Here is a 25,382-nt window from a genome sequence, read left to right as displayed (position 1 = left end):
AGGAGGACCGCATGACGTCGCGCACACACCTCGTCGAAGAGCTGATGAGCCGCTTTCCGCAGGTGCCACGAGAGGCGGTCCTCAAGGAGGATCTGCTGCGCGGCGGGCTCGCCTTCGACGACGCGGCGCTGACCGACAACGAGAGCGGGACGGTCAAGCCGAAGTCATACTTCATCTTCTCCTTCGATCATCGGACGCTGCCGGAGTTGGGGACGGCCGCGCTGCGTCGGCCGCCCGAGGAGATCGTGCTCACCGGGGGTCCGTACGAGCTACATCGTACCGTCGTGTCGGTCCGCATCAACCCGAGCTCGCCGTACCGGGTCGGGACCGACGGCGACGGTCGACTGCGGCTGTTCCTGGACGGACGGCCGATCGCCGATGTCGGGCTGCCGCCCATGCCGGCCTACTACCGCCACACGCTCGCCAACGGCAAGTCGGTGATGGAGGTCGCCCCGACGATCCAGTGGGGCTATCTCATCTACCTGACCGCGTTCCGGGTCTGCCAGTACTTCGGCGCCAAGGAGGAGTGCCAGTACTGCGACATCAACCACAACTGGCGCCAGCACAAGCAGGCGGGTCGGCCCTACACCGGTGTCAAGCCCGTGGACGAGGTGCTGGAGGCCCTGGAGATCATCGACCGGTACGACACCGACCGCGCCTCGCAGGCGTACACGCTGACCGGCGGGAGCATCACCTCGCAGGTCGACGGGCTGGCTGAGGCGGACTTCTACGGCCGGTACGCGCAGGCGATCGAGGAACGGTTTCCCGGGCGGTGGATCGGCAAGGTCGTCGCCCAGGCGCTGCCCCGAGCCGACGTGCAGCGCTTCCACGACTACGGGATCCGCATCTACCACCCCAACTACGAGGTGTGGGACAAGCGGCTGTTCGAGTTGTACTGCCCGGGCAAGGAGCGCTACGTCGGCCGGGAGGAGTGGCACCGCCGCATCCTCGACTCCGCCGAGGTCTTCGGGCCGGGCAACGTGATCCCGAACTTCGTGGCGGGCATCGAGATGGCGGCCCCGCACGGTTTCGCGAGCGTGAGCGAGGCGATCGACTCCACCGCCACGGGGCTCGAATACTTCATGTCGCGTGGGATCACGCCGAGGTTCACCACCTGGTGCCCGGAGCCCACCACGCCGCTCGGCCGAGCCAACCCCGAGGGTGCACCGCTCGAATATCACGTCCGCCTGCTGGAGGTCTACCGGGCGACGATGGACGCCAACGGCCTGTCCAGCCCACCCGGATACGGCCCGGCCGGACCGGGCCGGGCCGTATTCTCGGGTCAGTTCCTTCATGGACACCCTGCCGGCCACGCCCTCGTGACGGGTGCCCGTGGCACGGTCACGCCGCGACGGCTGCCTGGCCCACCGGGAACCGCACGCCGGTGAGGTCTTCCGAGACGGCCCAGAGGCGTTGCTGCACTGTCACGTCGTAGGACTCGGGGCTGGACGTGACCAGCCTCGGGTGGCCGCGCACCTCGCCCAGGCCGCCGGGGCCGTAGTACTGCCCGCCGAGGACGGACGGGTCGGTGGCGGCCCGCAGGGTGGGTAGCGCGCCCGCCGTCGCGGGCTGCGTGATCACCGGGGCGAGCCAGGTGACCGGCCGGCGGACGACCGACGGGGTGTTGCGGGCCAGTTCGGTGTTGGAGACGCCGGGGTGTGCGGCCACCGCGACGGTGGTGCCGTGTGCGGCGAGCCGACGCTGCAACTCGTAGGTGAACATCAGGTTGGCGAGCTTCGACTGGCCGTAGGCGGCAGCCCGGCCGTAGGACCGTTCCCACTGCAGGTCGTCGAAGTGGATGGCTGCGCGGATGCGGTGGCCGGTGCTGCTGATGGTGACCACCCGGGAGCCGGGCACGGGCAGCAGCAGGTCGAGCAGCAGGCCGGTGAGGGCGAAGTGGCCCAGGTGGTTGGTGCCGAACTGCATCTCGAAGCCGTCGCGGGTGGTCTGCTTCGGGGTGTACATCACGCCGGCGTTGTTGATGAGCAGGTCGATCCTCGGGTGGGCGGCGCGAAGGCCGTCCGCGGCGGCGCGTACCGACTCCAGCGAGGTCAGATCCAGCTCCCGTACGGAGACGTCGCCGTTCATCCGGGCAGCGGCCAGCTTGCCCTTCTCGGCGTCGCGCACGGCCAGGACGACTGAGGCCCCGCGCTCGGCGAGCAGCCGGGCGGTCTCGAAGCCGAGTCCGGTGTTGGCGCCGGTGACCACGGCCACCCGGCCGTCCTGGCGCGGAATCTGCTGCTCGGTCCACTTCATTTGGGCTCCCCAATGTACCGCCGGTAACTTATGCTCGAACGGTAATGTACCGCCGGTACGATGTCAAGGGACCGCCGGTACCTAAGCTAGGGTTGACGTCATGACGTTCCAGCGGGCGCGCAGCGAGGAGCAGCGTGAGATCCGGCGCCGGGCGATCCTGGAGACCACTTCGGCGATGCTCGACGAGATGCCGGTCGCCGAGGTGACCCTGAACGAGCTGAGCCGGCGGGTCGGCCTGGCCAAGACGGCGGTGCTGCGCTATTTCGAGTCCCGCGAGGCGGTGCTGCTCGACCTGATGGACGACCGGACGACGACCTGGCTGGCCGAGCTTGACCAGGAGTTGGCCCACGGCGTCGACCTGGGCCGGTCCGCGTTGGAACGGGCGGAGCAGGTGGCCGACGTGCTCAGTCGGTCGCTCGCCGCCCAGACCGTGCTCTGTGATCTCTATGGCGCGCAGGGCGGGGTGCTTGAGCACAACGTGTCGGTCGAGGTGGTCCGCCGACACAAGCGGGCCTCGCTGGGCAACCTCGCGGTGATGGCCGACCTGGTCCGGCGGCACCTGCCCGAGGTCGGCGACCGCGCCGAGCTGTTCTGCCTGAACGCCCTGCTGGTGGGTGGCGCGCTGTCCGCCTACACCTCGCCACCGCCGAGCCTGCTCGCCGTCTACGAGTCCGAGCCGGCGCTCGCGGTCCACCAGGTCGACCTGCGGACAGCCCTGCGGGTCGCGATCATTACGTCGCTCGTGGGCATGCTGCCGCGCTCCTGAGTCCGGAGCGCGGCAGCGCCCGCGATCAGAAACCGCCCTAGCTGGCGTACGTCTCGAACTCGCCGACCCGCGGCGTACCGCTGGAGCTGTTGATCTTGAAGGTGATCTTGCTCAACGACGTAGCGGAGAAGCTGATGGAGCCCGCCCCGCTGCCCGAGGCCAGGACGGCCCCGGTGTCGTGGTTGACCAGCTGCCAGGACCCGATGGAGCCCTGGGTTCCCGACGGCTCACGAATGATCACTCGGGAAACCCGGGTGGCCGAGCCCCACTTGATCGAGATGGAGCCGGTCGAGCCGGCCGGTGACCAGTAGCTGCTGATGTTGCCGTCGCGCACGTTGCCGTAGCTCGTTCCGCTGGCCTTGCTGGAGCCGTCGGCACTGGCACCCAGGCTGAGGTTGGTCCCACTGGGCGGAGGCGTGGTGGGTGGGGGCGTGGTGGGTGGGGGCGTGGTCGGCGGAGGCGTGGTCGGCGGAGGGGTCTGCGGTGAGCAACTGCCGTTCGACACCCGCAGACCCGTGTTGGCGCCCACCGTCTGCCGAACGATGTCCGGCACGCAGCTCGCGCCGTCGAGGCTGTACGGGTACGGGATGCTGACAGTGGTGGTGGACGTCAGGTTGGGGCCGGCGGGGTAGTTCTCGCTGCCGGTGCCAGACCAGGTCACGTTGTCGAGGATGTTGCCGCTGACCTGCCAGAAGCCGCGCTCGTTGGTGTAGAAGGTGCCGAGGACGTCCTTCGAGTCACGGAAGTAGTTGTTCTCCACCTTGGCCTTGGCGCCGGCTCGGGAGTTGATGCCGGACTCGTGCAGGCTCACGTAGTGGTTGTTGTAGATGTGGGCCGTGCCGCCGCGCAGCAACGGCGTACGGGAGTCGATGTTCTCGTACAGGTTGTGGTGATAGGTGATGAAGCCGTTCGAGAGGTCGCTCTCGCTGGAGCCGACGAGGCCGCCGCGACCGGAGTTGCGCAGGATGCTGTAGGACAGGGTCACGTACTGCGTGTTGTCCTTCATGTCGAAGAGGCCGTCGTACCCCTCGGACTCCCCGCCCGACGCCTCCAGGGTGACGTGGTCGACCCAGACGTTGCGGACCGTGCTCTCCATGCCGATGGCGTCTCCACCGTTGGAGGTGGGTGAGCCGGACTTCTTGACGTTCCGGATGGTCACGTTCTGGATGATGATGTTGCTGGAGTCGCGGATGTGGATGCCCAGCTGGTCGAAGACGGCTCCGCTGCCGACCCCGATGATGGTGACGTTGCTGATCTGCTTGAACTCGATCACGCCCGCCGCGGTGTTGCAGCTCGACCCCGACACCTTGGTGGTGTTGCCGTGGTTGATGGTCCCGGTGACCTCGATGGTGATCGGGGTGCTGCTGCTGGCCCGGCCGCACAGCGCCGCGTGGATCGCCGTGCCGGTCGTGGCCCGCACCGTCTGCCCACCCGCTCCGCCGGTGGTCCCGCCGTTCTGGGTGGCGTAGCCGGTGGCGCTGCCGACCGCCGCCGACGCCTGAGGGGTCGGCATGGCAACCACGACCGCGATCCCCACGGCTGCCGTGGCCAGCGCTGCCGGTAGTCGTCCCGAAACTGCTCGTCTCATCTCGCCTCACTTCGCATTCGTCTGGTCTTTGCCGACGCAACGCGACGGCCGTCGCGACCGGCCGGAACCTCGCGTCTCAGAAATTGGCGGTAGTAAATCGCCAGGCTGTCCTCGACATCCCCTTGCCCCTGGTGAACGCAGTGGGCGTCGCGCAATCGGCACCCACTGCTGGCATCGCCCTAAATGCGATCACCCGGGCTCATGAATGAAACATCGATGTGACGCAATCGTAGGAAAGCGGTTTCCCTCAAGGCAAGGGTTAGCGCTTGCAGGTTTGTTGCAGTGGTCGACGGGGAGCCCTCGTCGTTGTTCTCCACCGACGCCACCAGCAGCGCTGAGCGTGGTCGAGGAGCCGTAACCGCGCAGGCCCGGGCGGGGCGATGTCGCCCCGCCCGGACCTGTTGACGCACGCCGCAGTCTCAGCTGCGCAGCTGCCACTGCTGGTTGGTGCCGCCGTTGCAGGACCAGAGGATCAACTTCGTACCGTTCGCCGTTCCGGCGCCGTTCGCGTCGAGGCACAGGCCCGACTGCACGCCGGTGATCGTGCCGTTGGCGTTGACGTTCCACTGCTGGTTGGCCTGGCCGTTGCAGTCCCAGATCACCACCGTGGTGCCGTTGGTGGTCCCCTGGCCGGAGGCGTCCAGGCACTTGGTGCCGTAGACCATGAGCTGCCGGCTGGCGGTGTGGGTCCACCGCTGGTTGGTGGCCGAGCTGATGCAGTCCCAGATCTGGGCCTGCGTGCCGTTGGTCGTGCTGGAGTTGCCGATCTCGGCGCACCGGCCCGACTGGACGCCCACGACCTGCACGTTCTGCGGGTTGGTGCTGCCGCCGCTCTGCACGCCGGCCGCGTTGATCACCGTCTGCGCGCCCGACGGCCAACTGCCGTTGCTGACCGTGACGTTGCCGTTGACGACGTTGCCGCGATCGCCGTTGGTCACGTTCGTGGAGTTGTTCGTCGACCAGTTGTTGGTGACGGTGAAGTTGCCCATGTTCTCCGCGTACCAGTAGTTGGCGGTGGCCCAGGTGCCGGTGGAGGAGAACACGTTGTTGCGGGCGGTGTAGTAGCGGGAACCCTCGTCGAAGTAGAGCCCGAACCAGCCGTTGGTCCGCAGGCAGTAGTTCTCGTTGATGGTGCCGCCCGGGTTCGCCGACAGGGTGTAGATGCACCCGCCGTCGGTCATCTGCTGCATCACGTCGTGGACGTAGTTGCCGATGACCTGGTTGTTGGCCGCGGTGGTCGCCGTGGTGTAGCGCGGCTGGTAGTTGTACAGGCCCCGGTTCGCGTAGTGCTGGCTACCGCCGGCGTCGTTGGCGCCCCAGCCGTAGCCGACCGACAGACCGGTGTACGGCATGTTGTAGACCTCGTTGTGCGAGATCAGCGACGTGTTCACGTAGGTGGTCAGGATCGAGACGACCCCCCGGTACTCCAGGCCGAGATCGTGCACCCGGTTGTTGCTCACGGTGATGTTGCGGTTGACCATCCGCTGGTCGCCGGGGTGGTGCGCGTCGGCGCGTACGCCGCCGACCACGATGCCGCCCGCGGAGTTCCGGGCGATCTCGGATCGGGTGACGGTGATGTTGCTGGCGCCCAGGCCGACACCGCTGGCGTGGGCGTTGGCGTCGTTACCGATGCCGATGGCCGTCTGCCCGAGGTTGACGAACTGCGAGTCGCTGAAGGTGATGGTGTTGGCCGCCGACACCTGCACGGCGGCGGGCATCTGGTTCCAGTTCGGCCGGGTGGCCTCGAACTGGGGGCAGCCGGCCTGGCAGGAGGTCAACGCGTCGGACGGACGCGCCCAGGTGCCGGTGATGTGCGCGCCGGTCTGCTGGTCGGCGAAGCCGTTGCTGCTGCTGGGGCCGAGCCAACTGGTGCCCGTGAAGGTGATGCCGCTGAACGAGATGTGGTGCGCGGGCGCGTCGTAGGTGCCACCGACGTTCACCAGGGACTGGAGTTGCGGCAACTCCACGCTGACGGAGCTCATGTTCTGCCCGGCGAGCGGGATGTAGTTGAGCTGACCGTTGCCCGGGTTGAGATACCACTCCCCCGGTGAGTCCAGGAACTCGTACGCGTTGGTCAGGTAGAAGGGACCGGCGCGGTGCGGGCTGGAGAGGGTGTCGAACCCGAATGTGTTGTTGTTCCACGCGGGCTGCTGCATCGTGAGGAAGTTGCCGCTGATGCTCTGCACCGGCGAGTACCGGTCGGTGAACGAGCCAACGCTCTCCACCTCGACCCGGTTCTGGTTGCCGAGGTTGTTGAGATAGTTGAGAGCGCTGTTGCTGAACCGCATGCCGGCCGTGGTGAACGTGAAGTCGGAGCGGTTCACGGCGGTGCGCGCCCGCGTGGCGACGGCCCCGTTGACGTAGAGCTGGCGGGAGTCGAGGCCCGCGCCGACGTTGGCACGCCAGATGTTCCTGCCGGAGTCGACCTGCGACCAACCGGTGACGGCCCGGGCACCGGTGATCGTCGGACGGGCGGACGGCGCCGCCCGCCAGATCACCTGGTAGCCGTTGTTGCCGGAGTCGGCAGCGGTCAGGCGCATCGGCGACGAGAGCCGGTACACGCCATCGGCCAACTGCACGACGATGTCACCGGACATCGTGGCGTTGCTCGCCCGGACCGCGGCCTGGGCGGCGGTCAGCGAGCACGGTTGGCTGGCCGAGCAACTGGTGCCGGTGCCAGCGGGCGACGCGTAGAGGGTGGTGGTGGCAGCGGAGGCCGGGGACGCCGAGGCGGCCACCACGACCAGCGCGGTCAACGCTGTCGCGGCGGCGCCGGCCAGCATTCGGCGCAGCGGCGGAAGGGACGAGGACACGGGACGGTGCTCCTGACATGACAAAGGGATGGGGGTGGCGGATCGCCTCAACGAGCGCGGGGTTGGCGCGCGGCGCCGGTCAGCCGAGGATCTCCCGGAGATAGCGCAGGCCGTCCGTGGCGAGGCGGTCCTGTGAGGGGGCCAACGGGCGCCAGATCGCCGCGGCGGTGGCGATGGTCTCGTTCTCCGCCGTGAACGACTCGATGCAGATCGCGCCCTGGTAGCCGGTGTCCCGCAGGACCGTGAAGAAACGGGGCCAGTCGAAGTGGTCGGCACCGGGAGCACCCCGGTTGGTGCCGCTGACCTGGACGTGCTTGATGTGCGGGCCAGCGACCGCGAGGGCCGCGTAGGGGTCGGCCTCCTCGATGTTCATGTGATACGTGTCGATCATGATGCCGACGCTCGGCGGTAGGCCGTCGATCAGCTCGACCGTCTGCTCGATCGTGTTGACGACGCTCGTCTCGTAGCGGTTCAACGCCTCGACGCCGATGCTCACCCCGCACTCGTCCGCCCGCTCGGCCACCGGCGCCAGGGCCCGCCGGAAGTCGGCGTAGCAGGCGGCGCGAGCCGTCGGTGACATCCGCCAGGTGCGGCCGACCGAGGCGTACACCGGGCCGCCGACGCACGGGGCGCCGACGGCCGCGGCGCTCGCCACGCATCCCATGAGGTACGCCACTGTCGACTCCACGACGGCCGGTGCGGCGTCCACCAGGTCCCGTCCCGGCGGGGTGACCGCGCACACCCCGGCGGCGGCGAGGCCGTGCGCGGCCAGCAGCTCCCGGGTACGGACCGGGTCCCAGTCACCGGGCTGCTCGATCGGCAACTCGACGGCGTCGAAGCCGAACTCGGCGATCCGTGGGATCAGCTCGGCCAGGGCCTCGTCGTCGACCGGCGAGGCCCACACCCAGGGGTTGACACCGATGGCGTACACCGGAACCTACTTCCAGCGCTGCGGGTAACCGGGCAGGTCGGTGCAGCCGCACATCGCGTAGTGCAGCGGCGGCATGCTCGGATCGAGGTACCGGTCCAGGTTGTCCTGGGTGACGGTCGGCTGCGGCAGCTTCCACGGGTTGGAGACCTGCTCGCCGTCGAGGATCCGCAGCGCGGCGATGATCGGCGTACGCCACTGGTAGGTCGGGTAGGTCGGCGCGATGGCGGTGAGCTGCTTGTCCTTCCAGATCTTCAGGAAGTCGAGCTGGTCCTCACCGTTCATTGGCGGAACGGGCTTGCCCGCGTCCTGGAACGCCTCGACCGCCGCGACGGCAACCGCTCCGGCGTCCATCCAGACGCCGTCGATCGTCCCGTATCGCTGGATGTAGTCGTCCACGATCTTCTTGGTCTTGGCCGGGTCACCGTCGGTGAACTCGACACCCACGACGTCGACCTTCGCCTTGTCGAACGCCACCTTCGCCGCCGACCATCGGGTTTCCAGGACATCGACGCCAGGCAGGATCCGCAGGGCGAGGACCTTGCCGCCGGGCTTCATCTTCTGACTGACGAACTCGGCGCCGACGTGACCGAACCCGTAACCGCCGATGGGGTTGATGAAGGTCACCGGGCACTTCGTGTTGACGCCACGGTCGAAGACGATGACCGGCAGACCCGCCTGGCAGGCCGCCTCGACGGCCGGGGTGAGCGTGGCGGTGGTGTTGGGCGAGACGATGAGCGCGTCGCAGTCCTTGCCGAGCAGGTCGTTGATGTCCGCGATCTGCTTCTGGTCCTTGCCTTCGGCGTCGACGTGCACGAACTCCTTGATGCGGCTCTTCTGTGCCTCGACCTCGGCCTGCATGGTCTTGAACCCGACCTGCCGCCACGGGTTGTTCAGGGCCGCGTTGGAGAAGCAGATCTTGTGCGGGCCCTTCTTCTTGAACTTGGCGGTGTCCACCATCGTCGGGTTGAGCACCTGCTCCCACGGCTTGTCGGCCGGGCCCGTGGCGGCGGCGTCGAGCAGCGCGAGCTCCGCGTCGTAATCGGCCTGCACGAAGAACTTCGACTGGTCCCCGGTGCCCGAACCGGCGGCGGGGGCACTGCCCGAGGGGCCGGCGGCCGGCTCGTCGGTGGAACAGGCGGTGACGGACAGCAGGGTGACAGCGGCCAGCGCCGCCATGAAACGTCGCACTATGGTTCCCCTTTATCTCGACGAAGAACGAGTTGCGGAGACCGCCACGGCGAGCAGGATGATCCCGCCCTGGACGGCCGACCTGAGGGCGCCGGAGACGCCGTAGAAATTCATGAGGGCGAAGAGCAGTTCGAGGGTCAGCGCCCCGAGCATCGCGCCGACGACCGCGCCGCGACCCCCGCCCAGAGCGACGCCACCGAGGACGACCGCGGTGATGGCACCGAACTCCAGGCCCGCTCCGGCCTGGAACGAGACGCCGCTGTAGCCGCCCAGCAGGATCGCCGCCACGGCCGCCGCGAGCCCGCTGAGGATGAAGGCGATGGTCCGGGTACGCCAGACGCGTACGCCGCTCAACTCGGCGGTGCGCGGATTGTCGCCGACGGCGACCAGCGTCCGGCCGAAGTCGGACCGCATCAGCAGCACGGCCAACACCGCCAGGACCAACAGGACCAGCAGCGCGTACGGCATACGGCCGAGCACCGGCACGTCCTCGAAGGCGCGCCGGCCGAACCGCCGGAACTCCTCGGAGAGCCCACCCTTCGGGGCACCGTCGGACCACAGGTAGACCGCCCCGACCAGGATCAGGAACATGCCGAGGGTGGTGATGAACGACGGCACCCGCAGCCGGGTGGTGATGAGGCCGTTGACCAGCCCGACGAGTGCTCCGAAGGCGAGCAGGAGCAGCACCACCGGCCAGGTACGCGCCGGGTCTCCGTCGATCAGCCGGGCGGCGACGACCACCTGCGCCGTGACCAGGGAACCGACCGAGAGGTCGAACTCACCGGAGACGATCACGAAGTACTGACCGGCGGCGAGCAGGATGATCGGCGCCGAACGACCGAGGAAGGACATCAGCGACGGCGGGGACAGGAAGTCGGGCTGCCGGATGCCGACGAGCACCAGCAGCACCGCGAGGATCGCGAGGATCGGCAGGACACCACCGGGGCGCACCCGCGGCAGACGCAGCGGCAGCGAACGGGGCTGGACGGTCTGCACGGTCAGGCTGCCTTTCGCATGGCCCTGCGGGCGTAGACGGCGACCGCGGCGATGATGATGACGCCCCGAATCACCTGCTTGAAGAAGGCATCCACCTCGAGCTGGTTGAAGATGGCGTCGATGCTGGCGAGCAGCAGCACCCCACCGACGGTGCCGATGACACCGCCGCGCCCGCCGGCGAGGGCGGTCCCGCCGATCACCACGGCGGCGATCGACTCCAGGTCGTAGAGACCCTCGGTGCCTACCCGGGGAGCGCCCGAACCGAGCCGACTGGCCAGGTAGATACCGGCGAGCCCGGCACACATCGAGCAGAGCACGTGGGCGGTGACCAGGATCCGGTCGTTGCGGACACCCGAGAGCCGGGCCACCTCCGGGTCGCCGCCGACGGCGACCAGGTGATGGCCGAAGCGGGTCCGCGAGAGCGCGAACCAGGCTGCCGCGGTCACGGCGATCAGCAACAGGAACGACAGTGGCACCGGGCCGACGCGCTGATAGCCGAGAGACTGCACGAGCGTGGGCGAGGTCGTGCCGGCCGGGCCGTCGTAGCCGTTGTCGAGGTAACCCTTGAGCAGCAGCCCGACGCCGAGGGTCGCGATGAACGCGTTGACCCGGAACTTGGTGACGAGGAGCCCGTTGAGCAGCCCGACACCGGCGCTGACGGCGAGCGCCAGGCCGATCGCCGGCACCAACGCGCCGTCGCTGCCGTTCATCGTCTCGGCCGCGACGAGGGTGCTGAGGCTGATCACGTACGCCACCGACAGGTCGAGCGAGCCACCCAGGATGACCAGGGTCTGTCCGACGGCGACGAGCCCGAGGCCGGCGGCGACGTGCAGCAGACTCACCGTGGTGGACTGGTTGAACAGCTGACCGCCGTCGACGAGGACGACCAGCCAGCCGATCGCGAGGGTGAGGGTCAGGGCCACGAAGACGCCCGGTACGGGACGGCGGGCCGGAAGGAGCGACAGGGCGCTCATGCAGCTGCCTCCCGCGCGGTCCCGACCGCCAACGCGACGACGTCCTCCTCGGACGCGCCGGCGGGCAACTCGCCCACGATGCGGCCGTCGCGCAGGACGACGATCCGGTCACTCATTCCCAGCAGCTCCGGTAGGTCGGACGAGATCATCAGCACGGCCGCGCCGTCGCGGGCGAGACGACGGACGAGATCGTGGATGGCGGACTTCGCGCCCACGTCGATGCCCCGGGTCGGCTCGTCGAAGAGCAGGATCCGCGGGTTGAGCGCGAGCCATCGGGCCAGCACGACCTTCTGCTGGTTGCCCCCGGACAGAAAGCGGATCTCCTGGTCGTCGCCGGCGCCACGGACCTCCACGGCGGCGAGCAGCTCGCGGGCGCGGACGGTGCGGGCGGCGTGGCCGGAGCGGATGGCGAACACGGCCCGGCTGGCGAGCAGCGTGTTGTCGAGGACCGACTGTCGGGGGACGATCCCCTCGCCCTTGCGGTCCTCGGTGACGTAGGCGATGCCGGCCCGCATCGCGGTGCGTGGCGAGCGCAGCCGCACCGGCCTGCCGTCGAGCGTGACCTCGCCGGTCGTGAACGGCGACACCCCGAAGAGCGCGCGGGCGAGCGCCGAACGCCCGGAGCCCTGCAGGCCGCCGACGCCGAGCACCTCGCCGGCACGCAACTCGAGGTTGACGCCGCGCAGCTTCCGGTTTCCCGCGTCGCGGACGGTGACCCGCACCGGGCCCAGGTCGTCGGGGCTGGCCCGGTCGGGGTAGTAGCTGGAGAGCTCGCGGCCGACCATGTGCCGCACCAACTGGTCGGCGGTGGTGTCGGCCGTGTCCACTGTGGTCACGCGGCGGCCGTCCTTCAGGACGGTGATCCGACTGGACAGGTCGAAGACCTCGGCGAGCCGGTGCGAGACGTACAGCAGGCCGATGCCCCTCTCCTGAAGTCGGCGCACCAACCCGTAGAGCAGCTCGACCTCGTGGTCCGCCAGCGAGGCGGTCGGCTCGTCCATGATGAGCAGCCGCGCGTCCAGGGCGAGCGCCTTGGCGATCTCGACGACCTGCTGCTGCGCGACACCGAGCTGCCCCACCCGGGCGTCCGCCGGCAACGTGGTCTCCCCGATCGAGGCGAGCAGCCGCGTGGTGCGGTCGAGCATCGCCCGGCGGTCGACCAACCCGCGGCGGACCGGCTCGTGGCCGAGGTAGACGTTCTCGGCGACGGTGCGCTCCGGGAGCAGGTTGAACTCCTGGTGGATGATGCCGACGCCGGCCCGTTGCGCGTCGCGCGGGCCACGGAACACCCGGGGTTCCCCGGCGAACTCGACAGTGCCATCGTCCGGCGAGTATCCGCCCGAGACGATCTTCATGAGGGTCGACTTCCCTGCGCCGTTCTCACCGACGACGGCGTGGACCTCGCCTGGCGCCACATCGAGGTCGACTTCGCCGAGAACTCGTACTCCGAGGAAGGACTTGCCGATACCCCGAAGGGTGAGCAGCGGCACCGGCCGCGAGTCTGACATCCCGAGTGCCCTCACAGACAGTAGTTATCGACAGCGTTCGATGCCACACTACGGCGACTTTGAAGCGCTGGACATCAAACTTTCGTAGGAACGGAGGCGGCTTACGTTCGCGTGTTGCAAACATTCTCTTGACATCCGCGAAACATCACACGTATGAAGATAGATGTTTGGATGCGGGTCCGCAATCCTCGATCTAGACCGACTGGCAGGCCGGTCCATGATCGACAGCGGAACCGCAGCCAGGGAGCCGCTCACGGCCGTCGTCCACCGGGCAGGACATCGGATGTTACCCTCGTTGATTGACACCCATCGATCTCTAGCTCATCCTGACCTCGTGGGCCACGGGACGACAACCACGGCCATCATCACGCTGTGTGACGTCCTGCCGGTCTGACTGCCGTTTCGGCGAACGGCACGAGGACAGCCCAGCGCGCGCTCGTGCCCGCCCAGGCGTCCAGGCAGAACCTGACGCACCGAAGGGCCCGGATCGCACCCCACCACCGCACAACCTAGGAGACGGCATGCGTCGCAATACATTGATCATCGCGGTGATCGCCGGCCTGTTACTGTCGCTCGGACTCGCCCCACCCGCATCGGCGGCCCCGGCCTTCCGTGCCCTGCTGTTCACCAAGACCGCCGGCTACCGGCACGACTCGATCCCCGCCGGAATCGCCATGTTCCAGCAGCAGGCGGCGGCGAACAACTTCGAGCTGGTAGCGACCGAGGACTCCAGCGTCTTCACCGCCAGCAACCTGGCGACCTTCGACGTCATCATCATGTTCCAGACCTCCGGCATGGTCTGGACCTCGGCGGCGCAGCGCCAGGCGGTGGAGGGCTACCTCGCCAGCGGCAAGGGCATCGTCGGCGTCCACAACGCCACCGACATGGGCATCGAGTCGGAGTACCCCTGGTGGGACCAGACCATCAACGGCGGCGCCCACATGCCCGAACACTCCCCCGGCGTGCTGCCCGGCACCGCCATCGTCGCCGACAAGCAGCACCCGTCGACGGCCGGTCTGCCGGATCGCTGGAACCGCAGCGAGGAGTGGTACAACTTCGACACCAACCCGCGCGGCAACGTGCACGTCCTGGTGACCGCCGACGAGCGCACGTACACCCCGGGGTCCCGGGCAATGGGCCCGGACCACCCGATCTCCTGGTGCCGCAACGCCGGTGGTGGGCGGGTGTGGGCCACCGCGATGGGCCACGCGATCGCCTCGTACAGCGAGACGAACTTCCGCAACCACGTCCTCGGTGGCGTCCGGTGGGCCGCCGGCAGCGTCGCCGGCGACTGCGGCGGCACCGTCTGGGGCAACTTCGAGAAGCGCACCCTCGACGACAACACCGTCGACCCGATGGCGATGGCAGTGGCCCCCGACGGGCGGGTGCTCTACGCCCAACGCGGCGGGCAACTGAAGATCTTCAAGCCCTCCACCAACAGCACGGTCACCGCCGGCACGCTGAGCGTCTACACCGGCGGCGAGGACGGTCTCACCGGCATGGCGCTGGACCCGAACTTCGCCACCAACGGGTACGTGTACCTGTACCACTCGCCGGCGAGCAGCACGACCGACGTCAACCGCGTCTCCCGCTACACGCTCTCCGGCGACACGTTGAACATGTCCAGCGGTGTGACGATCATCGACATCCCGGCCTACCGTGACCGGACGTTCCCGGAGCCCGGCCACACCGGCGGGTACATCGAGTTCGGTCCGGACGGCAATCTCTACATCGGCACCGGCGACGACACGCCGCCGAACCTCGACCCCAACTGGCAGGGCTACGCCCCGCTGGACTGGCGGTCGGGCAAGTCCAACCTCGACGCCGCCAGGACCGCCGGCAACACCAACGACCTGCGCGGCAAGCTGCTGCGCATCCGCCCCGGTGCCAGCGGCAGCTACACCATCCCGACCGGCAACCTCTACCCGCAGGGCACCGCGCAGACCAAGCCGGAAATCTACGCGATGGGCTTCCGCAACCCGTTCCGCTTCTCGATCGACCCCGCCAACGGCTGGGTCTACCTGGCCGACTACGGGCCGGACCGCAACCCGCCCACCACCAACCGCGGCCCCGAGGGCCTGGTCGAGCTCAACGTGATCAAGACGCCCGGCAACTACGGGTGGCCGTTCTGCCACGGCGACAACCAGCCCTACGCGCCGTTCAACCCGGACACCGGCGTCGTCGGCTCGAAGTTCAACTGCTCGGCACCGGTCAACAACTCACCCAACAACACCGGCCTGACCAGCCTGAAGCCGGTCGTCGCACCCAACATGTGGTACGGCTACGGCACCTCGCCGACCTTCCCGGAGCTCGGCTCCGGCGGCTCCGCGCCGATGGGCGGGCCGGTCTACCGGTACGACCCCGCGAACCCGTCCGCGACGAAGTTCCCGCCCTACTACGACGGCGTCCACTTCTTCTACGAGTGGTCGCGCAGCTACATCAAGGAGGTGCACTTCGACTCCGCCTCGGCGGTGACCCGCACCAACCCGTTCCTGCCCACGGCCCGGTTCAACAAGCCGATGGACATGGAGTTCGGCAAGGACGGCTCGCTCTACCTGCTGGAGTGGGGCACCAACTTCGGTGGCGGCAACAGCGACTCCGGGCTCTACCGGGTTGACTACGTCCAGGGCGGCCGGTCGCCGATCGCCAAGGCCACCGGCACACCCACCAGTGGCACCGCCCCGCTCACCGTGCAGTTCAGCAGCGCGGGCACGACCGACCCGGACCCCGGCAACACGCTGAGCTACCAGTGGACGTTCGGCGACGGCACCAGCTCCACGGCCGCGAACCCGTCGAAGGTGTACACCGCCAACGGCAACTACACAGCGCAGTTGAAGGTCACCGACAACACCGGTAAGACGGGCTTCGCCAACGTCCAGATCACCGTCGGCAACAGCGCCCCGGTGGTCACCATCACCACACCATCCAACGGCGGCATGCTCACCTTCGGTGACAAGGTGTCGTACCAGATCACCGTGACCGACCCGGACGGCGGCACTGTCGACTGCTCGAAGGTGGTCCTTAACCCCGCGCTCGGTCACGACGACCACGCGCACGAGACCACCGAGTATCCGGGCTGCTCGGGCACCATCTCCACCGACCTGCTCGGTGGTCACCCGGACGGCGCCAACCTGTTCTACGTGCTGAACGCTCGCTACACCGACAGCGGCGGTGCGGGGGGCGCGGCTCCGCTCACCGGTACCGCGCAGGCGATTCTCCAGCCGAAGCACAAGCAGTCCGAGTACTTCAGCAGCCAGTCCGGCATCCGGGTCGTCGACCAGGCGGCGGCGGAGAGCACCAAGCGCGTCGGTGACATCTCCACCAACGACTGGATCGCGTTCAGCCCGATGAGCCTGTCGGGTATCTCGACGGTCAGCTACCGGCTGTCGTCGCCATCCGGTGGCGGCACGATCGAGCTGCGCGCCGGCTCACCCACCGGGACGTTGCTGGCCACGACTCCGGTGCCCAGCACCGGTGGTTGGGACAACTACCAGTCCACGACTCCGGTGAGCGTCGCCGCGCTCAGCGGGACACAGACGCTCTACATGGTGTTCAAGAACAGCAGCAACTCGTTCGATCTGGACTCGCACACCTTCGGCGGCAACGGCGTCGGAACACCCGGCACCGGTGGTGGCCTGGCGGGCAAGACCTGGACGGTCACGGCGCAGCACAGCAACAAGCTGATGGACGTCAGCGGTGTCTCCACCGCCGACGGCGCACAGATCACCCAGTGGGCGGCCACCGGGGGCAACAACCAGAAGTGGCAGGCCGTCGACGCCGGTAGCGGTGCGGTCTACCTCAAGGCCCTGCACAGCGGCAAGTGCGTCGAGGTGGTCGGCAGCTCCACGGCGGCGGGTGCCTTCCTCCAGCAGGCCACCTGCAACAACGGCAACCAGCAGAAGTTCACCGCGACCGCGACGGGAACCTCCGGCGTGTACACGGTGCGGAACGTCCTGAGCGGGCTCTGCGTGGACGTCAACGGCGCCGCCACCACCGACGGCGCCCGACTGTTGCAGTGGACCTGCCACAGTGCGGCCAACCAGCAGTGGCGGTTCACCGCGGTGTGACCCGCGGCTGTCGCCGTAGCGAATGACGTCCCGGTCGGGACCGGTATCCGATGAGCGGAGCCGGTCCCGGCCGGGACGTCGTCGTCAGGCTGAGAGGGAGGGCGTCGCCCTAGTGCGCCGTGGCGAGCAGCCCCGCCGCCGCCAGCGCGTCCCAGAGTTCCTCCGCCACGACGGCCTCCGAGCGTCGCACCGCCTCGGCGACCTGGGAGGCGTTGCGCACACCGACCACCGTCGACACCACCGCGGGATGCCGGCGGACGAAGGCCAGTGCCGCCTGCGGCAGGGTGACGCCGTACGTCTCGCAGACCGTCGCGATCCGCCGCGCCCGCTCGATCAACTCTGCCGGTGCCTGCTGGTAGTTGTAGACGGCGTCAGCCTGCGGCCGGTCCCGCGACAGCAGCCCTGAGTTGTAGACGCCCGCGATGACCACGCCCACCCCGCGACTCTGGGCGGCGGGCAGCAGGTCATCGGCCGCGCCCTGCTCCAGCAGGGTGTACCGCCCGGCGCACATCATCACGTCGACGTCGGCTTCCCGCACGAACCGGGCCAGCATCTCCGACTGGTTCATGCCGGCGCCGATGGCACCCACCACGCCCTGGTCACGCAGCTCGGCCAGGGCCGGCACGGCTTCACTGGCGGCCCACTCCCAGTGGTCGTCCGGGTCATGGAGGTAGACGATGTCGATCCGGTCCAGCCCGGTGCGATCCAGGCTGGCCTCGATCGAGCGAAGGACGCCGTCGCGGCTGAAATCCCACACCCGCCGGTGGCTCATGGGGACATCGAACCCGTCGGAGTCCCGCAGGTGGGCGTCCTGCGGCGACGGCACCAGCAGTCGCCCGACCTTCGTCGACACGACGTACTCGTCGCGCGGGCGGTGCCGCAACGCGGCGCCGAGTCGGCGCTCGGACAGACCGAGCCCGTAGTGCGGCGCGGTGTCGTAGTACCGGACGCCCGCCTCCCACGCGGTGTCGACCGCCGACGCGAACTCCTCGTCCGTCGTGGCCCGGTACAGGTTGCCACCCTGGGCCGCACCGAAGCCCAGCTCGGTGAGACGCACCTCCGGGCGACGCGGCAGTGCTCGCACCCTCATGACGCCTCCAACCGATAGACGCGGCGCGCCGTGTCCCCCCAGAGCAGCGCCTGGTCGGCCTCGTCGTGGTCGCCCAGCAACTCCGCCAGCGCCTCGACCCATCGCGGGTACGAGCTGGCGAGCAGACAGACCGGCCAGTCCGAGCCGTACATCAGTCGGTCCGGTCCGAACGTGTCGAGCGCGCCCTCGACGGCCGGTCGGAGGTCTTCCGTCGTCCAGGGTGACCGTTCCACTTCCGTCACCAGACCGGAGAGCTTCGCCGTGGTGTTGGGCGAGGCCGCCAACGCCCGCAGACCGCGAGTCCACTCGGTCATCTCCGGACGGCCCAACGCGGGCTTGCCCAGATGGTCGAGCACGAAGCGCACCTCCGGCAGGTCGTGCGCCAGGCGTGCGGCCATGGGCAGCTGGTGTTGGCGGACCAGCAGGTCGAAGACCAGGCCGGCCGCGCCGACCGCCGCGATCCCCCGGCGGACGTCCGGGCGGTCCAGGTACGCCGGGTCGGTCTCGCTCTGCACGAGGTGGCGGATGCCGACGAGGCGTTCCCCGCCCGGTGCGGCCCGCAGGCGTTCGAGGCGCTGGGCGACGTCGTCGGCGGTCAGGTCCACCCAGCCGACGACACCACGGACGAGGGTGTCCCCGGCCGCGACGGCCAGCAGGTCCACCGTCTCCGCCTCCGAGGCGATGGACTGCACCACCACGGTCGCGGTGACCCCGGCGGCCCGGGCCACCGGCGCGAGATCCGCGGGTTCGAAGTCGGCGTCGATGGCCGCCATGGTCACCGGGTCGATCCACGGCTGAGGGTGCCGTGCGCGGACCCAGAGGTGGTGGTGCGCGTCGACGATCCCGGCTCGTCCGGGCACCTCTGCGTCTGTCATCGGCCCAGCCAGCCGCCGTCGACGGGCAGGACGATTCCGTTGACGTAGTCGGATGCCGCCGACGCCAGGAACACCGCGGCGCCACCGAGATCGTCGGCCCGGCCCCACCGACCCGCCGGGATCCGGGTGAGGATCGCCGGGGCACGGTCGGGGTCGTCGCGCAGCGCCTGAGTGTTGTCGGTGGCGATGTAGCCGGGGGCGATGGCGTTGACGTTCACCCCGTGGGCCGCCCACTCGTTCGCCAGCGCCTTGGTCAGACCGGCCACCCCCGACTTGGACGCGGCGTAGCCGGGGACGGTGATGCCACCCTGGAAACTCAGCAGCGACGCCGTGAAGATGATCTTCCCTCGGCCCCGCTCGACCATCGTCCGGCCGATCTCCCGGCTCAGGACGAACTGGCTGCTGAGGTTCACCTCGATCACGTGGTCCCACATCTCGTCCGGGTGCTCCGCGGCCGGAGTACGGGCGATCGTGCCGCCGTTGTTCACCAGGATGTCGATCGGCCCGAGAGCGGTGATGTCCCGGGCCAGCCGGTGCACGGCCGCGCGGTCACCGAGGTCGGCCCGCAGCGCGGTGAACCCGCGGCCTGCGGCCTGCACCCGGCGTTCCACCTCGCTGCCGGTCGCTTCGAGCTGGGCGGAGACCCCGACGATGTCGGCACCGGCCAGGGCCAGGGCCTCGGCCATGGCGAGGCCGATGCCGCGCCGTGCCCCGGTCACGACGGCGGTCCGTCCGGACAGGTCGAACAGGGCGGTCACTGGTCGCCCTCCCGCAGGTCGAGCAGCACCTTCATGACGCCGCCACCTTCCAGGGCCGTGAAGGCGTCGGCGACCGCCTGGACCGGTTCGACACGGGAGATGAGCTGTCGCGCCGGGATCGCGCCCGAGGCGACCAACCGGATCGCCTCCACCATGTCGTCGCGCTGGTACAGCCGGGCACCCAGGAGTTCCAGCTCGCGCCAGAAGAACCGGTGCAGGTTCACCTCGCGAGGCTTGGGGTGGATCGCCACCATCACCAGCCGGCCCCGGGTGGTGAGGACGTCGACCGCCGTGGTGACGCCGGCCGCGGAGCCGGACACCTCGAAGGCGATGTCGGCGCCCGCGCCGTCGGTGCGGTCGTTGACCAGTGCCACGACATCGGTCGATCCCGGGTCGACGGCCTCGATCCCGATCCCGCCCGCCACCTCGCGGCGGAACGGGTCCGGCTCGACGAGGAGCACCCGTGCGCCGCGGCTCTGCGCGACGGTGGCGATGAGGACACCTACCGGCCCACCGCCGACCACGACCACCTGGTCGTCGGCGGTCACGTTCCCCCGTCGGACGTCGTGCACGGCGACCGCGACCGGCTCGACGAGCGCCGCGTGGTCGAGCGGCAACTCCTCGGGCAGCGGCAGGACCAGCTCCACCGGCACGTTCCAGGAGGACTGCATGGCGCCCGGTGAGTCGATACCGAGGAAGTTCATGGCGTGGCAGACGTGGGAGTTGCCGCGCTCGCAGGCGGCGCACTGCCCGCACGGCCGGGTCGGCATCACGGTGACGGCCTGGCCGACGCTCCAGCCGTCGACGTCCTCGCCGAGGGCCGCGATCCGCCCGGACATCTCGTGGCCGATGATCGCGGAGTCACCGACCCGGGCGTCCATGTCCCCGTGGTAGATGTGCAGGTCCGTGCCGCAGATTCCGGTGTAGGCCACCTCGATCCGCACCTGGCCGCGATCGGGTGGCACCGGTTCGCGTTCTTCGATTCCGAGGTGACGCGCCCCCCGGTAGACGACTGCCTTCATCGATCCTCCGTCTCGACGGTCGGTACGTCGGTCGTGCCGACCGGCATGGTCGTGGGTGCACCGCCGTGGCGGTGCACCCACGCTCCCTTTGATGTGGTGGTCAGCTCAGTGCCGCGCGGTGGGTGCCACGTCGTTGTGCGAGTTCAGCGACACGACGGGCACCTGGCGGCCGGGGACGATGCCGTCGACCCCGGCCAGCAGCCGACGCCCGGCGCACTCCGGCCGGACGTTGGGGCTGTCGGCCGTCTGCGGCTGCGGACGGCGGTTGGCGGCCCGGATCAGCTCCTCGTCGACCCGGACACCCAGCCCGGGTGAGTCGCCGAGGACGAAGGCACCGTCCTCGACGTGCAGGTCGATGGAGACCCCGACCGGTCGGTGCAGGTCCTGCAGCTCGCTGGTCAGATGGTTCGGCACCGAGGTCGCGGCGTGCAGCAGCCCGATCGGGCTGTTGCCGATCGGGCTGACCGGCAGGTCGTGGGCGTGCGCCAGGGCGGACGCCCGCAGGAAGTGGGTGACCCCCCAGACGGCGGCCATCTGGACGACGTCGACCGCGCCGGCGGCGATCAGCGGGCGGTACTGTTCGAGCCCGGTGAGGTTTTCCCCGGTGGCGACCGACGCGCGCACTCCTCTGCTCACCGCGGCGTTGCCCTCGGCGTCCCAGCGTCGGACGGGCTCCTCGATCCAGATGAGGTCCAGGCTGCGTTCGAGTTCGCAGACGTGCCGAACGGCCTGCTTGCGGGTCCATGCCTCGTTCACGTCGAGCATCAGACCCGGCCGCCGGCCGTGGCCGGCCTCGGTCAGGACGTCCCGGACGAGGCAGAGCCGGTGCCGGTCGCGCTCGATGTCGAGGCCACCCTTGAGCTTGGCGGCCCGCAGGCCGTGGCTGGCGTAGACCTCGTACTCGGAGACGAGCTCGTCGTCGGTCAGCCCGATGTCCAGGCCGGACGCGTAGGCGGGAACGCGCCGGTCACGTCCGCCCAGCAGCCGCCACAACGGCTCACCGGCGGCCTGCGCCTTGATGTCCCAGAGTGCGGTGTCGAGAGCGCCGATGGTGCCGAACACCGGGCCCGCGTGGCCCGCCTTGAACGTGTGCCGCAACATGCGGTCGTAGAGGGTCGTCACCGCGCGCGGGTCCTCGCCCTCGATGGCGGCGAAGACCCGCTCGATCTCGACGTGCGGCCCGAGGCCGACGCCCGAGATGCCCTCGTCGGTGTCGACGACGACGATCGAGACCGGGACCACCCCGTCGGCGAAGACGCCGTTGGCATCGCCGACCGGCCGCCCCCATTCCTGGACCGTGGTGAGCGTCCGATATCCCGTGATGCGCATGTCAACCCTTCGTGGAACCGGCGGCTACACCGTCGGCAATTTGGCGCTGGAGGAACAGGTAGACCAACAGGACGGGTATCGCGGCGATCAGCACCCCGGAGGCGAAGGTGGGGATGTTGTCGGAGTACTGCCCGCGCAGCGAGGTCACCCCGATCATCAGCGTCCGGTGTTCGGCCGACGGCATCATCACCAGTGCCATGAGGACGTCGTTCCAGCAGAACAGGGCGTTGAGGATGCCGACCGACAGCAGCGCCGGGGTGCCCAGGGGCAGCATGATCCGGCGGTACACGCCGTACACGGTGTTGCCGTCGATCCGGGCCGCGTCGACGATCTCCGACGGGATGCCCTTGTAGTAGCTCGTCATCAGGAAGACGGTGAAGGGCAGGAACTGGGCCACGTAGACCAGGATCAGGCCCGGGTACGTGTCGATGAGCGCGGTGTCGGCCATGATCCGGGCGAGCGGCACCATGATCACCTGGAACGGGATGAAGAGCCCCGCGAGGCAGCCCAGGAACAACGCCGACGAGCCGCGGAACCGCAACTGGCTCAGGGCGAAGCCGGCCATCGACCCGAGCAGCAACAGCAGGAGCACCGACGCCGTCACCACGAACAGCGAGTTGACGAAGTAGCGGCCCATGCCGACGCTGTTCCACGCCGTGCTGATGTTCTCCCAACGCAGAGCGTCGGTCAGGGAGAACCGGTCGAGGATGTAGTCACGGCGCGTCTTCATCGCGACGTTGGCGGTGAACAGCAGGGGGTAGATCGTCGCCAGGGCGAGCAACGACATGGGGATGGCGATCAGCCACCAGCCCAGGCGGAGGCGAGACATCAATCCTCCTTTCCGGATCGTTCGAGCAGCTTGATCTGCAACAGCCCCACCACGAGCATGATCATGAAGAGGATCGTCGACGCGGCCGACGCGAGAGCGGGACGGTTCATCTGGCCCTGCTGCTTCCAGATGTAGAACTCCGGCAGGTACGTCGACCCCTCCGGACCGCCGCTGGTCATGACGTAGAGCAGCCCGAACATCGAGGTCAGCATCCCGATCATCGTGGTCACGAAGACGAACTGGATGGTGCGCGAGAGGCTCGGGACGATCACGTGCCAGACCACCTGGCGCAGCGACGCCCCGTCCACGCGGGCGGCGTCCAGCAGCGCGGGGTCCAGCGTGGCGAACCCGGCGAGGAACACCACCAGGGCCATGCCGAAGGTGGCCCAGATGTGCACGCCGACCACCATGAACATCGCGATGCCCGGGTCACCGAGCCAGTCGATCGGATCGACACCGACCGAGGAGAGGACGGCGTTGAGGGGGCCGTCGAAGGCGAGCAGCAGGTTGAAGATCGCACCGACGATGACCGGTGAGAGCACCGCGGGAAAGAAGTAGACGCTGCGGTAGAAGCGGTGACCGGGCACCCGCAGGTAGATGAACGTCGCGAGCAGACCGGGGATCGCCACCGCCACCGGCAGCAGCAGCACCAGCAGCCCGACGTTCTTCAGCGCGGTCTGGAACAGCGGGTCGGCGAAGAGCTCCCGATAGTTGCCGAAACCGACGGCCGTCCCGTTCTGCGCACCGTCGCCGGTGAAGGAGAAGTTGACCCCGAGGATCAGCGGGTAGAGCCGCAGCAGCACGATGATCAGGACGGCTGGGGCGACCAGGATGTAGGGGGCGAAGCGTTCCGCGCGCAGCCCGCCCCGGTCGGGACGGGGGCGTACGCCACCCCGGTGCGCGGCGGGGGTGCCCGCCGCCCCGCCGGCCCGTCCGGCCGGAGCCAGACGGACCGACGGTTGCGTGTTTCCGATTGGCACGAGGTCAGCCCGCCTGGTCGGAAGCGGCCAACTGCTTCACCACCTCGTCGACGGTGATCGAACCGCTGAGCAGTTGCTGGGAGAGGCGGCCCATCAGGTCGAGCGTCTTCGAGGAGAGCGCGACGTGCAGCGCGGCCTTGCCGCTCTTCAGTTCGCTGACGATCGTGGAGACCGCCGGCCCACCCTGCGACACGTCGATGGTGGTGTCGGCGGCGATCGCGCCGGCGTCGGCGTAGAACGCCTTCAGCGCGTCGGCCGAACTCAGGGAGCGCACCAGGTCCGCGGCCACCTTCGGGTCCTTCGTCCACTTGGCGACGGCGTAGCCGATGCCACCGTCGTACGGGAGGCTCGGGGTGGTGCCGGCGGTGACGACCGGGGCCTTCATGACGCCGAGCTTCTCCGGGGTGAGGAACTCGTTGAAGTCCTGCCAGTGCCCCACATCCGACATCAGACCCATGACGTGCGCGGCCTTGCCGGACTGGAAGAGCGCGAAGGAGTCGTTGAACATGGCGGTCGAGTTGGCCCCGTCGCTGTTCATCTTCTTCTCACCGGTCTCCTTCCAGAGCTGGAAGACCCGCTTGACGTTTGCCGAGTTCCAGTCGCGCTTGCCGGTGATCCAGGCGTCGTACTCCGCGGCGGTGAGGGTGGTCGAGCCCATGGTGGAGAGCCAGAACTGGATGCCGACGCCCTCCTTGTTGCCGAGGGCGAAGCACTTGGAGCCGGCCTTGGCGATGGCAGCGCAGTCGGCGACGAACTTGTCCCACGTGGTGGCCGGGCTCGCCGGGTCGAGGTTCGCCTTCTGGTAGACCGCCTTGTTGTAGTAGATGGGGTAGCCCTGCAGCGTCACCGGGGCGGCGTAGGTCTTGCCGTCCTTGCCGAACGCCTCCCAGCCGGCCAACCGCTGCTTGTCCTCGGCCACGTAGTCGTCGAGCGGCACCAGCGCGTCCACCCGGTCGCGGATCTGGCCACCGCCGTTGAACAGCATGACGTCCGGCCCCTTGCCGGACTGGATGGCCGCACCGAGCAGCGTGTAGTACTGGTCGAAGGGCTGCGCGACGAACTCGACGGTGACGTTGGCGTGCTTCTTCTTGAAGTCGGCCTTCGCCTTGTCCAGGTACGACTTCGCGAACGGCTCGCCGGACTTCCAGTCCCACACCACCAACTTGTTGTCCGAACCGCCGCTGGACTTGCCCGAATCGCTGGCACTGCCACAGCCGGCCAAGGCCAGTCCCACAACGAGGACGGCCGACCACATTGCGCGCTGTCTCATCAGTTGTCACCTCTGAACGTGGGGTGGCCGACGGGCAGGCCGCCATGCCATTGTTGATCGGAAAGTAACTCGTATGACGTGTGACGTCAATAGTCGGCCGTAGACTGATGTCGACGTCGTGCCACGGCGAGCCATTCGGAGG

General features: G+C 68.9%; 19 protein-coding genes. 3 read left to right on the top strand and 16 right to left on the bottom strand.

Annotation, left to right across the window (positions count from 1 at the left end; all coding sequences use genetic code 11):
• Positions 1–11 precede the first annotated feature (11 nt).
• Entirely contained in the window at positions 12–1,388 is a 1,377-nt protein-coding gene (locus tag FBZ33_RS08100) for a radical SAM protein (protein WP_255508764.1), read from the top strand.
• On the opposite strand, the gene FBZ33_RS08095 is transcribed toward FBZ33_RS08100, so the two are convergent.
• Positions 1,342–2,256 (bottom strand): SDR family NAD(P)-dependent oxidoreductase, encoded by a 915-nt coding sequence (locus FBZ33_RS08095; RefSeq protein WP_141908565.1) that lies wholly within the window; start codon positions 2,254–2,256, stop codon positions 1,342–1,344. The two genes, FBZ33_RS08100 and FBZ33_RS08095, sit on opposite strands and share 47 nt — an antisense overlap.
• Positions 2,257–2,356: 100 nt before the next feature.
• Here FBZ33_RS08095 and FBZ33_RS08090 point away from each other — a divergent pair, with 100 nt between their 5' ends.
• The gene (locus tag FBZ33_RS08090; RefSeq protein ID WP_141908564.1) at positions 2,357–3,022 is read left to right on the top strand and encodes a TetR/AcrR family transcriptional regulator; all 666 of its coding nucleotides are present in this window, start codon (positions 2,357–2,359) and stop codon (positions 3,020–3,022) included.
• 37 nt (positions 3,023–3,059) lie between these two features.
• Here the strand turns inward: FBZ33_RS08090 and FBZ33_RS08085 are convergent, their stop codons facing one another.
• The 7 genes from FBZ33_RS08085 to FBZ33_RS08055 all read right to left on the bottom strand — a co-directional run bounded on the left by FBZ33_RS08085 (position 3,060) and on the right by FBZ33_RS08055 (position 13,020).
• Positions 3,060–4,610 (bottom strand): polysaccharide lyase family 1 protein, encoded by a 1,551-nt coding sequence (locus FBZ33_RS08085; RefSeq protein ID WP_141908563.1) that lies wholly within the window; start codon positions 4,608–4,610, stop codon positions 3,060–3,062.
• A 419-nt stretch (positions 4,611–5,029) separates the two neighbouring features.
• Positions 5,030–7,423, bottom strand: a complete 2,394-nt coding sequence (locus tag FBZ33_RS08080) for a ricin-type beta-trefoil lectin domain protein (RefSeq protein WP_370452995.1) — start codon at positions 7,421–7,423, stop codon at positions 5,030–5,032.
• A 79-nt stretch (positions 7,424–7,502) separates the two neighbouring features.
• On the bottom strand, positions 7,503–8,354 hold the full coding sequence (locus FBZ33_RS08075; RefSeq protein ID WP_141908562.1) for a sugar phosphate isomerase/epimerase: 852 nt from the start codon (positions 8,352–8,354) through the stop codon (positions 7,503–7,505).
• A 6-nt stretch (positions 8,355–8,360) separates the two neighbouring features.
• Positions 8,361–9,542 carry a substrate-binding domain-containing protein gene (locus tag FBZ33_RS08070; RefSeq protein WP_255508763.1) on the bottom strand — a complete coding sequence of 394 codons (1,182 nt, stop codon included), beginning with the start codon at positions 9,540–9,542 and terminating at the stop codon, positions 8,361–8,363.
• Positions 9,543–9,554: 12 nt separating this feature from the next.
• Entirely contained in the window at positions 9,555–10,538 is a 984-nt protein-coding gene (locus FBZ33_RS08065) for an ABC transporter permease (protein WP_221629441.1), read from the bottom strand.
• A 2-nt stretch (positions 10,539–10,540) separates the two neighbouring features.
• Positions 10,541–11,512 (bottom strand): ABC transporter permease, encoded by a 972-nt coding sequence (locus FBZ33_RS08060; RefSeq protein ID WP_088947080.1) that lies wholly within the window; start codon positions 11,510–11,512, stop codon positions 10,541–10,543.
• A complete protein-coding gene (locus FBZ33_RS08055) occupies positions 11,509–13,020 on the bottom strand; it encodes a sugar ABC transporter ATP-binding protein (RefSeq protein ID WP_141908561.1) in 1,512 nt (503 codons plus the stop codon). The genes FBZ33_RS08060 and FBZ33_RS08055 overlap by 4 nt, the downstream gene beginning before the upstream one ends.
• Before the next feature lie 521 nt (positions 13,021–13,541).
• On the opposite strand from FBZ33_RS08055, the gene FBZ33_RS08050 reads away from it, so the two are divergent.
• Positions 13,542–17,087, top strand: coding sequence for a ThuA domain-containing protein (locus tag FBZ33_RS08050; RefSeq protein ID WP_141908560.1), 3,546 nt, complete (start codon positions 13,542–13,544; stop codon positions 17,085–17,087).
• Between the two features lie 109 nt (positions 17,088–17,196).
• On the opposite strand, the gene FBZ33_RS08045 is transcribed toward FBZ33_RS08050, so the two are convergent.
• The 8 genes from FBZ33_RS08045 to FBZ33_RS08010 all read right to left on the bottom strand — a co-directional run bounded on the left by FBZ33_RS08045 (position 17,197) and on the right by FBZ33_RS08010 (position 25,240).
• Positions 17,197–18,177, bottom strand: coding sequence for an aldo/keto reductase (locus FBZ33_RS08045; RefSeq protein WP_141908559.1), 981 nt, complete (start codon positions 18,175–18,177; stop codon positions 17,197–17,199).
• Positions 18,174–19,052, bottom strand: a complete 879-nt coding sequence (locus FBZ33_RS08040) for an amidohydrolase (RefSeq protein ID WP_141908558.1) — start codon at positions 19,050–19,052, stop codon at positions 18,174–18,176. Before FBZ33_RS08040 ends, FBZ33_RS08045 begins: the two co-directional genes overlap by 4 nt.
• Complete coding sequence (locus tag FBZ33_RS08035; RefSeq protein WP_141908557.1) at positions 19,049–19,810, bottom strand: SDR family NAD(P)-dependent oxidoreductase; 762 nt, start codon at positions 19,808–19,810, stop codon at positions 19,049–19,051. The genes FBZ33_RS08040 and FBZ33_RS08035 overlap by 4 nt, the downstream gene beginning before the upstream one ends.
• Positions 19,807–20,832, bottom strand: coding sequence for a zinc-binding dehydrogenase (locus tag FBZ33_RS08030; protein WP_141908556.1), 1,026 nt, complete (start codon positions 20,830–20,832; stop codon positions 19,807–19,809). Before FBZ33_RS08030 ends, FBZ33_RS08035 begins: the two co-directional genes overlap by 4 nt.
• A gap of 105 nt (positions 20,833–20,937) precedes the next feature.
• Positions 20,938–22,161: a mandelate racemase/muconate lactonizing enzyme family protein gene (locus FBZ33_RS08025; protein WP_141908555.1), complete on the bottom strand. Its 1,224-nt coding sequence runs from the start codon at positions 22,159–22,161 to the stop codon at positions 20,938–20,940.
• Position 22,162: 1 nt separating this feature from the next.
• On the bottom strand, positions 22,163–22,990 hold the full coding sequence (locus tag FBZ33_RS08020) for a carbohydrate ABC transporter permease (protein ID WP_088947072.1): 828 nt from the start codon (positions 22,988–22,990) through the stop codon (positions 22,163–22,165).
• Positions 22,990–23,970 (bottom strand): carbohydrate ABC transporter permease, encoded by a 981-nt coding sequence (locus FBZ33_RS08015; RefSeq protein ID WP_172861986.1) that lies wholly within the window; start codon positions 23,968–23,970, stop codon positions 22,990–22,992. The genes FBZ33_RS08020 and FBZ33_RS08015 overlap by 1 nt, the downstream gene beginning before the upstream one ends.
• A 4-nt stretch (positions 23,971–23,974) precedes the next feature.
• Positions 23,975–25,240 carry an ABC transporter substrate-binding protein gene (locus FBZ33_RS08010; RefSeq protein ID WP_141908554.1) on the bottom strand — a complete coding sequence of 422 codons (1,266 nt, stop codon included), beginning with the start codon at positions 25,238–25,240 and terminating at the stop codon, positions 23,975–23,977.
• Between the last annotated feature and the right edge of the window lie 142 nt (positions 25,241–25,382).

Source organism: Micromonospora sp. A202 (assembly GCF_006715105.1).
Lineage (GTDB): Bacteria > Actinomycetota > Actinomycetes > Mycobacteriales > Micromonosporaceae > Micromonospora > Micromonospora zamorensis.
The sequence above is the reverse complement of the archived record's forward strand: the minus strand, read 5'-3'. Positions and strand labels throughout refer to the sequence as shown.